This window comes from Streptomyces sp. NBC_00190 (assembly GCF_036203305.1).
Lineage (GTDB): Bacteria > Actinomycetota > Actinomycetes > Streptomycetales > Streptomycetaceae > Streptomyces.
The window spans coordinates 1,594,697-1,609,251 of record NZ_CP108131.1 but is presented as its reverse complement, the minus strand read 5'-3'; the positions used below and the strand labels follow the sequence as shown (position 1 = coordinate 1,609,251).

6 protein-coding genes, 2 rRNA genes and 1 pseudogene are annotated in these 14,555 nt (G+C 66.9%); 5 read left to right on the top strand and 4 right to left on the bottom strand.

From position 1 onward, the window contains the following. Positions 1 to 8 precede the first annotated feature (8 nt). Positions 9 to 399: pseudogene (locus OG429_RS07925) on the bottom strand (M15 family metallopeptidase); the annotation flags it as partial. Positions 400 to 421: 22 nt separating this feature from the next. Between OG429_RS07925 and OG429_RS07920 the strand changes: the two are divergent. After that, positions 422 to 934 (top strand): NUDIX domain-containing protein, encoded by a 513-nt coding sequence (locus OG429_RS07920; RefSeq protein ID WP_328924584.1) that lies wholly within the window; start codon positions 422 to 424, stop codon positions 932 to 934. On the opposite strand, the gene OG429_RS07915 is transcribed toward OG429_RS07920, so the two are convergent. Further along, positions 922 to 3,300, bottom strand: a complete 2,379-nt coding sequence (locus tag OG429_RS07915) for a glycoside hydrolase family 31 protein (protein ID WP_328924583.1) — start codon at positions 3,298 to 3,300, stop codon at positions 922 to 924. The two genes, OG429_RS07920 and OG429_RS07915, sit on opposite strands and share 13 nt — an antisense overlap. A 211-nt stretch (positions 3,301 to 3,511) precedes the next feature. Here OG429_RS07915 and OG429_RS07910 point away from each other — a divergent pair, with 211 nt between their 5' ends. Together OG429_RS07910 and OG429_RS07905 are read left to right on the top strand one after the other, a co-directional pair. Further along, positions 3,512 to 5,494, top strand: a complete 1,983-nt coding sequence (locus tag OG429_RS07910) for an acetoacetate--CoA ligase (RefSeq protein WP_328924582.1) — start codon at positions 3,512 to 3,514, stop codon at positions 5,492 to 5,494. Positions 5,495 to 5,560: 66 nt separating this feature from the next. Next, positions 5,561 to 6,547 carry a hypothetical protein gene (locus OG429_RS07905; protein WP_328924581.1) on the top strand — a complete coding sequence of 329 codons (987 nt, stop codon included), beginning with the start codon at positions 5,561 to 5,563 and terminating at the stop codon, positions 6,545 to 6,547. A gap of 113 nt (positions 6,548 to 6,660) precedes the next feature. Here OG429_RS07905 and ptsP read toward each other — a convergent pair whose 3' ends face one another. Beyond that, positions 6,661 to 8,331 carry a phosphoenolpyruvate--protein phosphotransferase gene (ptsP, locus tag OG429_RS07900; protein ID WP_328924580.1) on the bottom strand — a complete coding sequence of 557 codons (1,671 nt, stop codon included), beginning with the start codon at positions 8,329 to 8,331 and terminating at the stop codon, positions 6,661 to 6,663. 75 nt (positions 8,332 to 8,406) lie between these two features. After that, positions 8,407 to 8,856, bottom strand: a complete 450-nt coding sequence (locus tag OG429_RS07895) for a PTS sugar transporter subunit IIA (protein WP_328924579.1) — start codon at positions 8,854 to 8,856, stop codon at positions 8,407 to 8,409. A gap of 745 nt (positions 8,857 to 9,601) precedes the next feature. Here OG429_RS07895 and OG429_RS07890 point away from each other — a divergent pair. Beyond that, positions 9,602 to 11,125: ribosomal RNA gene (locus tag OG429_RS07890) — 16S ribosomal RNA — on the top strand. Between the two features lie 282 nt (positions 11,126 to 11,407). Then, a 23S ribosomal RNA gene (locus OG429_RS07885) occupies positions 11,408 to 14,530 on the top strand. Together the 16S and 23S rRNA genes form the textbook arrangement of a ribosomal RNA operon. The last annotated feature ends 25 nt before the right edge of the window (positions 14,531 to 14,555 follow it).

Genomic DNA, 14,555 nt, shown 5'->3' with positions numbered 1-14,555 from the left:
CACGGTACTCACGGCCGGACGGCGGCGACAGCGACGGGGAAGTCGAAATACGTGTCGGGAAAAGCCTCGGGCCTGAAGGTGAAGTGCCACCATTCCTCGGGCAGGTTGACGAATCCCTGCTCACCGAGCGCGCGCCTCAGCACCTCGCGGCCCGTGCGGGCCCCGCCCGAGATCCGGGGGATCGCCGGTGTGGGAGCGCGGATCGACGAACAGCCGGCTCCGCTCCACGTGCGGGTAGAACTCCGCCTTGGCCTCCAGGCCATCCGGGCCGTCAGGCCCCCGGGCCCACCGCACGAACCGTTCGACCGCCCGCCGCGGCCGACAACAGTCGTACACCCGCCGCGAATAGCCGCGCCGCGGCAGCCCCCGCTGCGCCCGCCGCAACCCCTCCGCGGCCGGCCCCTTGGCATACCATCGCGGGATGCCGGAACAGCTGAGGGACTCGCACTGCTCCACCTGCGGAACGCGCTACGCCACGACCGACTGGCCCCGCACCTGCGAGGCGTGCGGAGCCACCGCCTACCGCAACCCGCTCCCGGTGGCCGTCGCCCTCCTCCCGGTCGAAGACGAGAAGGGCACCGGCCTCGTCGTCATCACCCGCGCCATCGCCCCCGCCCTCGGCGGCATCGCCCTGCCCGGCGGCTTCATCGACTTCGGCGAGGACTGGCGCGACGCCGTCGTCCGCGAACTCCGCGAGGAGACCGGAATCACGGCCCCCGCCTCGGAGGTCACGCTGGCCGACACCCTCAGCTCCCCGGCCGGCCACCTTCTGATCTTCGGCCTCCTCCCGCTCCGCCCCGCCGCAGGCCTGCCCGCCTCGACACCGACGGACGAGACCACGGGGTGGCACATCCTGCGCACCCCGACCGAACTGGCCTTCCCCCTCCACACCCGGGCCGCCTCCGCCTGGTTCGCGGGCCGCTACACCTGCTGAGCCGCGTCGAGACCCCGTACGACGACGCCCTCGACCGCATCTCCCGTCTCCGACTCCACCACCACCGCCTCCCCGGCCCACCGCACGGTGTACCGCTCCACGGCGCCCGGCTCGAAGCCCGGACCCGGGTCCCGGATCACCACCCCGCCGCCCGTGCGGCCCCGCGCCGGAGCCCAGACCTCCAGGGTCACCCCGCCGTCACCCGCCGCGGACCGCACCGGCAGCACCGCCCCCGCCCGCGCCAGCACCGGGATCCGTCCCGGCGGCGCGTCCAGCAGGATCTGGCCCGGGCCCTCGTACGCCTCACCGGTCACGGTGTCGTACCAGCGCCCCCGCGGCAGCCGTACCGCCCGCCGGTCCGCCCCGCACTCCAGCACCGGGGCGACCAGCAGCGCGTCGCCCAGCAGGAACGCGTCCTCGCAGTCCCGCAGCCGCCGCTCCTCCGGAGCGCCCCACCACAGCGGCCGCACGTACGGCGCCCCCGTCCGCCGCGCCAGGTGGGCCAGCGTCACGAAGTACGGCCGCAGCCGCTCCCGCTCCGCGAGCAGGTCGCGCGCCCGCTCCTCCACCTCGGGCCCGAACTCCCACGGCTCCCGCCGCCCCGCCCAGATCGCCGAATGGGTCCGGAACAGCGGCAGGTACGCACCCAGCTGCAGCCACCGCAGGTACAGCTCGGGGGAGGGGGACCCGCCGAAGCCGCCGACGTCCGGGCCCGAGTACGGCACCCCGCACAGGCCGAGCCCCAGCACCAGCGCCAGCGAGGCCCGCAGCCCCTCCCAGCTCGTCTCCACGTCCCCCGACCACGTGCCCCCGTACCTCTGCATGCCCGCCCACCCCGACCGGGAGAACAGGAACGGCCGCTCGGCGGGCCGTAACCGGACCAACCCCTCCCACCCCGCCCGCGCCATCCCGAGCCCGTACACGTTGTGCCCCGCCCGGTGGTCGCCGCCCGCGCCGTCCATCGCGTGCCGCGCCGACCGCGGCAGCGTGGCGTCCCCGAAGGGGGTGAAGGACACCGGCTCGTTCATGTCGTGCCAGAAACCGGCGAAGCCCTGCCCGAGGCGCTCCTCGTACAGCCCGCCCCACCACTCCCGCACCGCCGGATCCGTGAAGTCCGGGTACACGCACTCGCCCGGCCAGACCTCGCCGCGCACCTCCCGGCCCGCCGCGTCCCGTATGAACGCACCGCCCGCCCCCACCGCGCGCCCCGACGCGTGCACCGCGTCCCCCGTCTTCACCGCCGGATCCACGATCGAGACGAGCCGCACCCCCCGCTCCCCCAACTCCCTTGCCAGTCCCGGCAGATCGGGGAACCGCTCCTCGTCCACCGTGAACACCCGGTGCCCGTCGTAGTGGTCGATGTCCAGGTGTACGGCCGACAGCGCGAGCCCGCGCGAGGCGTAGCCCCCGACCACCCGGCGCACCTCCGCCGCGCTCCCGAACCCCCACCGCGCGTGCTGGTACCCCAGCGCCCACTCCGGCGGCACCGCCGCCGCACCCGTCAGCCCCGACCAGCCCTGCAGCACCCGCGCCGGCGTCCCCACCAGCACCCAGCACCTGAGCGGCCCGCCCTCCATGCGCAGTTCGCTCGCCCCCGGACGGTCCACCCCCGAACCGGCGCCCTCCTCGCCCTCGCGCAACACCACCCGGCCTTCCCACGAGTTGTCGTGGAACACCAGGTGCGTCCCCGCGTCCGCCACCACCATCTGCACCGGCATCGTCAGGTACAGCGGATCGTCACCCGGCCCGAAGCCGCCCTTCGGGTCCGTGTTCCACAGCCGGTACACCCCGTCCCGCAGCCTCGGGCCCGCGGCCCGCCCGCCCAGCCCGAAGAACCGCGCGTCCGCCGCCACCTCGCCCCGCTGCAGCCACCGCGCCCCCGCCCCGTCGCCGTCGGCGGCGTCCACCGGCTCCCACCACCGCGGCGGCAGCTCACGCCGCAGGACGGTCCCGCCCGGCGTGCGCACCTCCACCGCCCCGGTCCGGGACACCGCCACCGTCACCCGCTCCGACACCACCCGCCAGCCACCTTCGGTGTCCGGCTCCAGCACCGCCCGCGGATCCGGCTCCGGCCCCGTGCCCACCACCGCGTACGAGGGAGTCGGCCCGGCCCCGTCCCAGCCCCAGAACACCGCCCCGCCCACGGTGACCCGTACCAGCAGCTCCGACCGCGCGAACCGCAGCACACCCCCGCCCGGCCGCGGCTCCGTACCGGTCAGCAGCCCCGGCACCCGCGCCCGCTCAGCGCCCCGGCGCGCGAGCCCCACCGCGTCCGCGCGCCGGTGGCGCCACGACGAGAGCCAGGCGCGCCGTCCGCGCTCCGTACCGATGTCCTTCACCGCACGCACCAGATCACGACCGTTCATGCCGCTCACCCTGCCACCGGCCTCCGGCCCAAGGGGCTGCGTTCAACTGCCGTTCACCCTTGAAGTGATCTCGCCTGGCCACCCGGGGCAGCCCTGGTGCGGACGTCGATCACATGGCATCGTCCCAGTGAGCCGCCGTGCGTACACCCTCCGCGCGATGGCACCGTACGCACACGAAGCGCGAGCCGCAGACTTGACCGGGAGCCGACCCATGACCTCAGCCACGCAGCCGGAACCCCTCTGGGCCCCGGGCCCCGACCGGATCGCCGCGGCCCGGATCACCGCCTTCCAAGCCTGGGCGGCGGAGCGCTTCGGAGCCCCGGTCGAGGGCGGCTACCCCGCCCTGCACGCCTGGTCCGTCGATGAGCTCGACACCTTCTGGCAGGCCGTCGCCGAGTGGTTCGACGTCCGCTTCACCACCCCGTACCAGTCCGTCCTCGCCGACCGCTCCATGCCCGGCGCGCACTGGTTCGCCGGATCCACCCTCAACTACGCCGAGCACGCCCTGCGCGCCGCCGAGGACCCGGCCCGCGCCGACGACGCCGCCCTGCTGTACGTGGACGAGACCCACGAGGCCACCCCCGTCACCTGGGCCGGCCTCCGCCGCCAGGTCGGCTCCCTCGCCGCCGAACTGCGCGCCCTCGGCGTGCGCCCCGGCGACCGGGTCAGCGGCTACCTCCCCAACATCCCCGAGTCCGTCGTCGCCCTCCTCGCCACAGCCGCCGTCGGCGGGGTCTGGACCTCCTGCGCCCCCGACTTCGGCGCCCGCAGCGTCCTCGACCGCTTCCAGCAGGTCGAGCCGGTCATCCTGTTCGCCGTGGACGGCTACCGCTACGGCGGCAAGCAGCACGACCGCCGCGACACCGTAGCCGAGCTCCGCGCCGAGCTGCCTTCGCTGCGCGCCGTCGTCCACATCCCGCTGCTGGGTACGCAGGCCCCGGAGGGAGCCCTGGCCTGGTCGGACCTGACCTCCGCGGACACCGAGCCCGTTTTCGAGGCGGTCCCCTTCGACCACCCCCTCTGGGTCCTGTACTCCTCCGGCACGACCGGCCTGCCCAAGGCCATCGTCCAGTCCCAGGGCGGCATCCTCCTCGAACACCTCAAGCAGCTCGGCCTGCACTGCGACCTCGGCCCGGAGGACCGGTTCTTCTGGTACACCTCCACCGGCTGGATGATGTGGAACTTCCTCGTCTCCGGCCTGCTCACCGGCACCACCGTCGTCCTGTACGACGGCAGTCCCGGCTACCCCGACACCGGCGCCCAGTGGCGCATCGCCGAGCGGACCGGGGCCACCCTCTACGGCACCTCCGCCGCGTACGTCATGGCCTGCCGCAAGGCCGAGGTCCACCCGTCCCGCGACTTCGACCTCTCCGCCGTCAAGTGCGTGGCGACCACCGGCTCCCCGCTCCCGCCCGACGGCTTCCGCTGGCTGCACGACGAGGTGGCCGAGGACCTGTGGATCGCCTCCGTCAGCGGCGGCACCGACGTCTGCAGCTGCTTCGCCGGCGCCGTCCCCACCCTCCCCGTCCACATCGGCGAGCTCCAGGCAGCCTGTCTCGGCACGGACCTCCAGGCCTGGGACCCGTCAGGCAAGCCCGTCGTCGGCGAGGTCGGCGAACTCGTCGTCACCAACCCCATGCCGTCCATGCCGGTCCGGTTCTGGAACGACCCCGACGGCAGCCGCTACCGCGAGAGCTACTTCGAGATGTTCCCGGGCGTCTGGCGCCACGGGGACTGGATCACCATCACCGACCACGGCTCGGTGCTCATCCACGGCCGCTCCGACTCCACCCTGAACCGCCAGGGCGTCCGAATGGGCTCCGCCGACATCTACGAGGCCGTCGAGCGCCTCCCTGAGATCAAAGAATCCCTGGTCATCGGCCTGGAGGAGCCGAACGGCGGCTACTGGATGCCGCTCTTCGTCCACCTCGCGCCCGGCGCCGCCCTCGACGACGACCTCCGCGCCAAGATCAAGGCGACCATCCGCGAGGAGCTCTCCCCGCGCCACGTCCCCGACGAGGTCATCGAGGTCCCGGCCATCCCGCACACGCTCACCGGCAAGCGCATCGAGGTCCCGGTCAAGCGCCTCCTGCAGGGCGCGCCTCTGGCCAAGGCGGTCAACCCGGGCTCCGTCGACAACCTCGACCTCCTCTACTTCTACGAGGAGCTGGCCCGCACCCGCACCCGCGGCTGAGCCCACTGTCAGTGGCTCTGATTACTCTGAGTGAGCAAGTGATCGCCGTGCCACTCAGGGGGAGCCATGCCACGGAAGAAAGACACCACCAGGACGAACAGCACCGCCGGGACCTCGCGGACCACTCGGACCACTCGGACCACTCGGTCCACCCGGACCGCCCGGACCGCGAGGAACAGCGGCACCGACCGGCGCCGCAGGCTGCGCCGCGAGGTCCCCGGCACCATCGGCCTCCTGGCCGACGCCGGGGACTTCGCGGCCATGCGCACCTACCGCAGCTTCGTGTTCGACGACCACCAGGACTACCTCCGCCACGTCGACGGGCTGCTCCGGTCCCTCGCGGCCGAGGGCATCCACACCACCGTCGTACTCTTCGATCCCGAGGAGTACGCCGAATACGTCGCGGAGCACGGCCTCGACCCGGACACCGCCGAGGCCCGCACCCTGTTCACCGCGGAACTGGCGGGCACGGGCGCAGGCCTGCCCCATGCCGGCCGGCCCATCGACGAACTCGTCCCGCTCCTCGTGGACGAGGCCGTCCGGCAGGCCACCTGGGAATACGCGACGGCGCTCCTCGCCGGCGTCGGCAGCTGCGCGGACTGCGGCGAGGACATCGGCCAAGCCTCTTTCGAGCGCGCCACGGCCGTGCTCCGACGGCTCATGGCCGGCGCCGGACCCGGTCGGCACCACCTCGTGTGCAGCGTGCCGACGGAGACGGAACAGCTCGTCGCCGTCCTGCACGCCGAGACCGGCACCGACCCCGGGGTGCCGCCCCGGATGGAGGGTCGTGACGGCCTCGACTTCGTGACCGTGCTGGCCGCCGGGCTCGCCCTCGGCGGCCCCGGGGGACTGGTACTGCGCAGCACCACCGAGGACCACGGGGACCGGGTCCACGGCTGGCGCCTGGACCGCGGCCGCCTCGCCGTGCTCTCGGCCGCGGCCGTGTTCAACGCCTACTGCACGGACGCCGACACCGGGGAGCCCGTCGCCCCGGAACCGGGCGTCGAATACTGCCCGGGCTACGAGGTGGACGGCCCGGGCCCACACCACTGAAAGATGGGGAGCGCTAAAGAGGGAGTGTGAAAGAACGGGAGCGCGGCAGAACGGTCGAGGGGCCCTCGCCACCGGCGAAGGCCCCTCGATCGAACACGGTCCGCGCTCCGCGGCTACTCGCCGGAGAGCACCGCCTGGGCGGCCACGCGGGCCTCGTCCGCGCTGTCGCACGCACGCGCCGCGGCTGCGGCGCGCTCGCACTGCGCCAGGGTGTACTTGGCGAGCGTCGCCCGCACGTACGGAATGGAAGCGGCACCCATCGACAGAGAGGTGACGCCCAGACCCGTCAGCACACAGGCCAGCAGCGGGTCCGAAGCGGCCTCGCCACAGACACCACAGCTCTTGCCCTCCGCCCTGGCGGCATCGGCCGACATGGCGATCAGGTCGAGCAGTGCCGGCTGCCAAGGGTCCTGCAGCCGCGACACCGCACCGACCTGACGGTCGGCGGCGAAAGCGTACTGGGCGAGGTCGTTGGTGCCCAACGACAGGAACTCGACCTCCTGGAGGATCGAGCGCGCCCGGAGCGCGGCGGAGGGGATCTCCACCATGGCGCCGAACTTCGCCTTCAGCCCGGCCGCGCGGCACGCGTCCGCGAACGCCTTGGCGTCGGTCCGGTCCGCCACCATCGGGGCCATGACCTCGAGGTAGACGGGCAGCCCCTCGGCGGCCTTGGCCAGCGCGGTGAGCTGCGTACGCAGTACATCCGGGTGGTCGAGCAGCGAGCGCAGACCACGGACACCCAGTGCCGGGTTCGGCTCGTCGGCGGGGGTCAGGAAGTCCAGCGGCTTGTCCGCGCCGGCGTCCAGGACGCGTACGACGACACGGCCCTCGGGGAAGGCTTCGAGCACCTTGCGGTAGGACTCGATCTGCTTCTCCTCGGACGGAGCCTTCTTGCTGTCGTCCAGGAACAGGAACTCGGTGCGGAACAGGCCCACACCCTCCGCCCCGGCCTCCACGGCAGCCGGCACGTCCGCCGGACCGCCGACATTGGCCAGAAGCGGCACCTTGTGACCGTCGGAGGTCGCGCCCGGACCGGACGACGCGGCGAGAGCGGCCTTGCGCTCGGCGGCCGCGGCCTCCAGCTCGGCCCGCTTCTCGTCGCTCGGCTCGACGAACAGGTCACCCGTGCTGCCGTCGACGGCGATGATCGTACCCTCGGCGATCTCACCGGCCCCCGGCAGCGCCACGATCGCCGGGACGCCCAGCGCCCGCGCGAGGATCGCACTGTGGCTCGTCGGGCCGCCTTCCTCGGTGACGAAGCCGAGGACCAGGGTCGGGTCGAGCAGAGCGGTGTCGGCGGGGGCAAGGTCCCGCGCGATCAGCACGTACGGCTCGTCGCTGTCGGGCACACCCGGCATCGGAACGCCGAGCAGGCGCGCCACGATGCGGTTCCGTACGTCGTCCAGGTCGGCCACCCGGCCGGCCATGTACTCGCCGGCCCCCGCGAGCAGGTCACGGTAGGAGGCGAACGCGTCGTAGATACCGCGCTCGGCGGTGCTGCCGACGGCGATCCGCCGGTCGACGTCCGCCATCAGCTCGGGGTCCGTGGCGATCATCGCCTGGGCCTCGAGAACGTGCTGGGCCTCGCCGCCCGCCAGCTGGCCGCGCGCGGTCAGGTCGGCCGATACAGCCTCCACGGCCTTGCGGGCGCGCCCCTGTTCGCGCTCCGCCTCGTCCGCGGTGATCTGCCTGGCCGGCGGCTCGAGAACCGCCGTACCCATGTGCCGGACTTCGCCGATAGCCACCCCGTGGCTCACGCCGACGCCTCGCAGCGTTGTCTCCATTTCACCCGTCTCCGATTGAGCGGCGGCCCCAGCCGCCGCGGTGGATGTCCGACTCGCCCGTGCAGGCGGAGGGCTTCACTGCCAGCTGAAGAGAGCGTCGTCAGCCTTTACGTCCCCGGACTCGACGACGGCGGAGAGGGAGTCGGCAGTTGCTTCGAGCGCCACGACGGGACAGATGGGGGACTTGCCCGCGGCCTCGACCGCGGCCGGGTTCCAACGGATGACGGCCTGACCACGGGTCACGGTGTCGCCCTTGTTGACGAGCAGCTCGAAGCCCTCGCCGTTCAGCTGAACGGTGTCGATCCCCAGGTGCGTGAGCACACCGTGGCCTTCGCCGTCGACTACTACGTACGCGTGCGGGTGCAGGGAGACGATCACACCGTCGACGGGGGACACCGCCTCCGAGGGCTCGCGCACGGGATCAATAGCGGTGCCCGGTCCCACCATCGCGCCGGAGAACACCGGATCGGGCACTGCCGCGAGTCCGATGGCGCGCCCGGCAAGTGGGGACGTCACGCTGGTCATGGGGGCCTCCCAGGGGTGGGGCTGCTCGCGTCGCCGTCACTACCTGTCGCGAACGGCGTACTCTTCAGCAGGATATGTCACGGGATGTTCGGGTTCGCCCGATGCTTGTCCTGATCCGGGCTGGTCCTTAGGCACGGAGACTAGTGGACTAGACCGGTGGACTAGACCATACGCCTGAATCGATTTGCTTGGGCACCAGCAGGCCTGTACTGTCGAGACTCCCGCCAGGACGCCCCGTGTGAACATCTCGCGAACGTCTGATGGACGGGACTCCTCCTCTTCAGTTCCGATCTTGATCTCGATTGCTTTTCCCATGCCCTTCGGTAATGCGGTGAGTGGTCAGAGAGACAGGGAATCGCTGATAGAGTCGGAATCGCCGGAAAGGGAAAGCGCGAAAGCGCAAACCTGGAAAGCGCCGAGGAAGTCGGACACGAAAGAGTCTGATAGAATCGAAAACGCAAGAACACAGAACGAAAGCCCGGAGGAAAGCCCCAGTAATTGATACTGAGGGTGAGTACAAAGGAAGCGTCCGTTCCTTGAGAACTCAACAGCGTGCCAAAAATCAACGCCAGAAGTTGATACCCCGTCCACTTCGGTGGATGAGGTTCCTTTGAAAAAGACCTGTGAGGCTTCCTCGTGGAGCACTTGCAGGCAACAACACAGCGAGGACGTTGTGGCGCGTCGGTCATATTCCGACATGACGTGCCCGCTCTAAGTGATGTGTGCACCCGATTACGGGTAAACATTCATGGAGAGTTTGATCCTGGCTCAGGACGAACGCTGGCGGCGTGCTTAACACATGCAAGTCGAACGATGAAGCCCTTCGGGGTGGATTAGTGGCGAACGGGTGAGTAACACGTGGGCAATCTGCCCTTCACTCTGGGACAAGCCCTGGAAACGGGGTCTAATACCGGATACCACTCCTGCCTGCATGGGCGGGGGTTGAAAGCTCCGGCGGTGAAGGATGAGCCCGCGGCCTATCAGCTTGTTGGTGGGGTAATGGCCCACCAAGGCGACGACGGGTAGCCGGCCTGAGAGGGCGACCGGCCACACTGGGACTGAGACACGGCCCAGACTCCTACGGGAGGCAGCAGTGGGGAATATTGCACAATGGGCGAAAGCCTGATGCAGCGACGCCGCGTGAGGGATGACGGCCTTCGGGTTGTAAACCTCTTTCAGCAGGGAAGAAGCGAAAGTGACGGTACCTGCAGAAGAAGCGCCGGCTAACTACGTGCCAGCAGCCGCGGTAATACGTAGGGCGCAAGCGTTGTCCGGAATTATTGGGCGTAAAGAGCTCGTAGGCGGCTTGTCACGTCGGATGTGAAAGCCCGAGGCTTAACCTCGGGTCTGCATTCGATACGGGCTAGCTAGAGTGTGGTAGGGGAGATCGGAATTCCTGGTGTAGCGGTGAAATGCGCAGATATCAGGAGGAACACCGGTGGCGAAGGCGGATCTCTGGGCCATTACTGACGCTGAGGAGCGAAAGCGTGGGGAGCGAACAGGATTAGATACCCTGGTAGTCCACGCCGTAAACGTTGGGAACTAGGTGTTGGCGACATTCCACGTCGTCGGTGCCGCAGCTAACGCATTAAGTTCCCCGCCTGGGGAGTACGGCCGCAAGGCTAAAACTCAAAGGAATTGACGGGGGCCCGCACAAGCAGCGGAGCATGTGGCTTAATTCGACGCAACGCGAAGAACCTTACCAAGGCTTGACATATACCGGAAAGCATTAGAGATAGTGCCCCCTTGTGGTCGGTATACAGGTGGTGCATGGCTGTCGTCAGCTCGTGTCGTGAGATGTTGGGTTAAGTCCCGCAACGAGCGCAACCCTTGTCCTGTGTTGCCAGCATGCCCTTCGGGGTGATGGGGACTCACAGGAGACCGCCGGGGTCAACTCGGAGGAAGGTGGGGACGACGTCAAGTCATCATGCCCCTTATGTCTTGGGCTGCACACGTGCTACAATGGCCGGTACAATGAGCTGCGATACCGTGAGGTGGAGCGAATCTCAAAAAGCCGGTCTCAGTTCGGATTGGGGTCTGCAACTCGACCCCATGAAGTCGGAGTTGCTAGTAATCGCAGATCAGCATTGCTGCGGTGAATACGTTCCCGGGCCTTGTACACACCGCCCGTCACGTCACGAAAGTCGGTAACACCCGAAGCCGGTGGCCCAACCCGTAAGGGAGGGAGCTGTCGAAGGTGGGACTGGCGATTGGGACGAAGTCGTAACAAGGTAGCCGTACCGGAAGGTGCGGCTGGATCACCTCCTTTCTAAGGAGCACAGTACCGATTGCAGACAAACGTTCTGCACGGTCAGCTCATGGGTGGAACGTTGATTAGTTGGCACGGTTCTTCGGATGGATCACGAGTACTGCTTCGGCGTGGAAAGTGACTCACTGATGAGGGATCGTGCCTGGCACGTTGTTGGGTCCTGAAGGTACGGCCGTAAGGTTGATCTTCAGTGCCGGCCCCAGTGAACTCGCCAGCTTGTCTGGTGGGGTGATGGGTGGCTGGTCGTTGTTTGAGAACTACACAGTGGACGCGAGCATCTGTGGCCAAGTTTTTAAGGGCGCACGGTGGATGCCTTGGCACCAGGAACCGATGAAGGACGTGAGAGGCCGCGATAGGCCCCGGGGAGCTGCCAACTGAGCTTTGATCCGGGGGTGTCCGAATGGGGAAACCCGGCAGTCGTCATGGGCTGTCACCCACTGCTGAACACATAGGCAGTGTGGAGGGAACGAGGGGAAGTGAAACATCTCAGTACCCTCAGGAAGAGAAAACAACCGTGATTCCGGGAGTAGTGGCGAGCGAAACCGGATGAGGCCAAACCGTATGCGTGTGATACCCGGCAGGGGTTGCGCATGCGGGGTTGTGGGAATGAGCTTGACCGGTCTGCCGGCCGGTCGGCGAGTCAGAAACCGTTGATGTAGTCGAAGGACATGCGAAAGGTCCGGCGTAGAGGGTAAGACCCCCGTAGACGAAACATCAGCGGCTTGCTTGCTCATCTCCCAAGTAGCACGGGGCCCGAGAAATCCCGTGTGAATCTGGCGGGACCACCCGCTAAGCCTAAATATTCCCTGGTGACCGATAGCGGATAGTACCGTGAGGGAATGGTGAAAAGTACCGCGGGAGCGGAGTGAAATAGTACCTGAAACCGTGTGCCTACAAGCCGTGGGAGCGTCGCCGTTGTTCTTCGGAACAACGGTCGTGACTGCGTGCCTTTTGAAGAATGAGCCTGCGAGTTAGCGGTGTGTAGCGAGGTTAACCCGTGTGGGGAAGCCGTAGCGAAAGCGAGTCCGAATAGGGCGATTGAGTTGCACGCTCTAGACCCGAAGCGGAGTGATCTAGCCATGGGCAGGTTGAAGCGGAGGTAAGACTTCGTGGAGGACCGAACCCACCAGGGTTGAAAACCTGGGGGATGACCTGTGGTTAGGGGTGAAAGGCCAATCAAACTCCGTGATAGCTGGTTCTCCCCGAAATGCATTTAGGTGCAGCGTCGTGTGTTTCTTGCCGGAGGTAGAGCACTGGATAGGCGATGGGCCCTACCGGGTTACTGACCTTAGCCAAACTCCGAATGCCGGTAAGTGAGAGCACGGCAGTGAGACTGTGGGGGATAAGCTCCATGGTCGAGAGGGAAACAGCCCAGAGCATCGACTAAGGCCCCTAAGCGTACGCTAAGTGGGAAAGGATGTGGAGTCGCAGAGACAACCAGGAGGTTGGCTTAGAAGCAGCCACCCTTGAAAGAGTGCGTAATAGCTCACTGGTCAAGTGATTCCGCGCCGACAATGTAGCGGGGCTCAAGCGTACCGCCGAAGTCGTGTCATTGCAGCAATAGGGCCAACGCCCGCTGTGATGGGTAGGGGAGCGTCGTGTGCCGGGTGAAGCAGCAGCGGAAGCTAGTTGTGGACGGTTCACGAGTGAGAATGCAGGCATGAGTAGCGATACACACGTGAGAAACGTGTGCGCCGATTGACTAAGGGTTCCTGGGTCAAGCTGATCTGCCCAGGGTAAGTCGGGACCTAAGGCGAGGCCGACAGGCGTAGTCGATGGACAACCGGTTGATATTCCGGTACCCGCTTTGAAACGCCCAATATCGAATCAGGCGATGCTAAGTCCGTGAAGCCGTTCCGGACCCTTCGGGGAAAGGAAAGTGGTGGAGCCGACGAACCAGACTTGTAGTAGGTAAGCGATGGGGTGACGCAGGAAGGTAGTCCAGCCCGGGCGGTGGTTGTCCCGGGGTAAGGGTGTAGGCCGAGGGGTAGGCAAATCCGTCCCTCATTAAGGCTGAGACCTGATGCCGAGCCGATTGTGGTGAAGTGGATGATCCTATGCTGTCGAGAAAAGCCTCTAGCGAGTTTCATGGCGGCCCGTACCCTAAACCGACTCAGGTGGTCAGGTAGAGAATACCGAGGCGTTCGGGTGAACTATGGTTAAGGAACTCGGCAAAATGCCCCCGTAACTTCGGGAGAAGGGGGGCCATCACTGGTGATCGGACTTGCTCCGTGAGCTGGGGGTGGCCGCAGAGACCAGCGAGAAGCGACTGTTTACTAAAAACACAGGTCCGTGCGAAGCCGTAAGGCGATGTATACGGACTGACGCCTGCCCGGTGCTGGAACGTTAAGGGGACCGGTTAGTGCACTTTCGGGTGTGCGAAGCTGAGAACTTAAGCGCCAGTAAACGGCGGTGGTAACTATAACCATCCTAAGGTAGCGAAATTCCTTGTCGGGTAAGTTCCGACCTGCACGAATGGCGTAACGACTTCTCGACTGTCTCAACCATAGGCCCGGTGAAATTGCACTACGAGTAAAGATGCTCGTTTCGCGCAGCAGGACGGAAAGACCCCGGGACCTTTACTACAGTTTGATATTGGTGTTCGGTTCGGCTTGTGTAGGATAGGTGGGAGACTTTGAAGCAGCCACGCCAGTGGTTGTGGAGTCGCCGTTGAAATACCACTCTGGTCGTGCTGGATGTCTAACCTCGGTCCGTGATCCGGATCAGGGACAGTGTCTGATGGGTAGTTTAACTGGGGCGGTTGCCTCCCAAAGGGTAACGGAGGCGCCCAAAGGTTCCCTCAGCCTGGTTGGCAATCAGGTGTTGAGTGTAAGTGCACAAGGGAGCTTGACTGTGAGACCGACGGGTCGAGCAGGGACGAAAGTCGGGACTAGTGATCCGGCGGTGGCTTGTGGAAGCGCCGTCGCTCAACGGATAAAAGGTACCCCGGGGATAACAGGCTGATCTTCCCCAAGAGTCCATATCGACGGGATGGTTTGGCACCTCGATGTCGGCTCGTCGCATCCTGGGGCTGGAGTCGGTCCCAAGGGTTGGGCTGTTCGCCCATTAAAGCGGTACGCGAGCTGGGTTTAGAACGTCGTGAGACAGTTCGGTCCCTATCCGCTGTGCGCGTAGGAATATTGAGAAGGGCTGTCCCTAGTACGAGAGGACCGGGACGGACGAACCTCTGGTGTGCCAGTTGTCCTGCCAAGGGCATGGCTGGTTGGCTACGTTCGGGAGGGATAACCGCTGAAAGCATCTAAGCGGGAAGCCTGCTTCAAGATGAGTATTCCCACCTCCTTGAGAGGGTAAGGCTCCCAGTAGACGACTGGGTTGATAGGCCAGATGTGGAAGCCCGGTAACGGGTGAAGCTGACTGGTACTAATAGGCCGAGGGCTTGTCCTCAGTTGCTCGCGTCCACTGTGTTAGT

What these genes read in the sequence shown, in the direction of transcription:
- OG429_RS07895 (WP_328924579.1), bottom strand. Translation starts at nt 8,856, where the DNA reads ATGACCAGCGTGACGTCCCCACTTGCCGGGCGCGCCATCGGACTCGCG.
- OG429_RS07905 (WP_328924581.1), top strand. Translation starts at nt 5,561, where the DNA reads ATGCCACGGAAGAAAGACACCACCAGGACGAACAGCACCGCCGGGACC.
- OG429_RS07910 (WP_328924582.1), top strand. Translation starts at nt 3,512, where the DNA reads ATGACCTCAGCCACGCAGCCGGAACCCCTCTGGGCCCCGGGCCCCGAC.
- OG429_RS07915 (WP_328924583.1), bottom strand. Translation starts at nt 3,300, where the DNA reads ATGAACGGTCGTGATCTGGTGCGTGCGGTGAAGGACATCGGTACGGAG.
- ptsP (WP_328924580.1), bottom strand. Translation starts at nt 8,331, where the DNA reads ATGGAGACAACGCTGCGAGGCGTCGGCGTGAGCCACGGGGTGGCTATC.
- OG429_RS07920 (WP_328924584.1), top strand. Translation starts at nt 422, where the DNA reads ATGCCGGAACAGCTGAGGGACTCGCACTGCTCCACCTGCGGAACGCGC.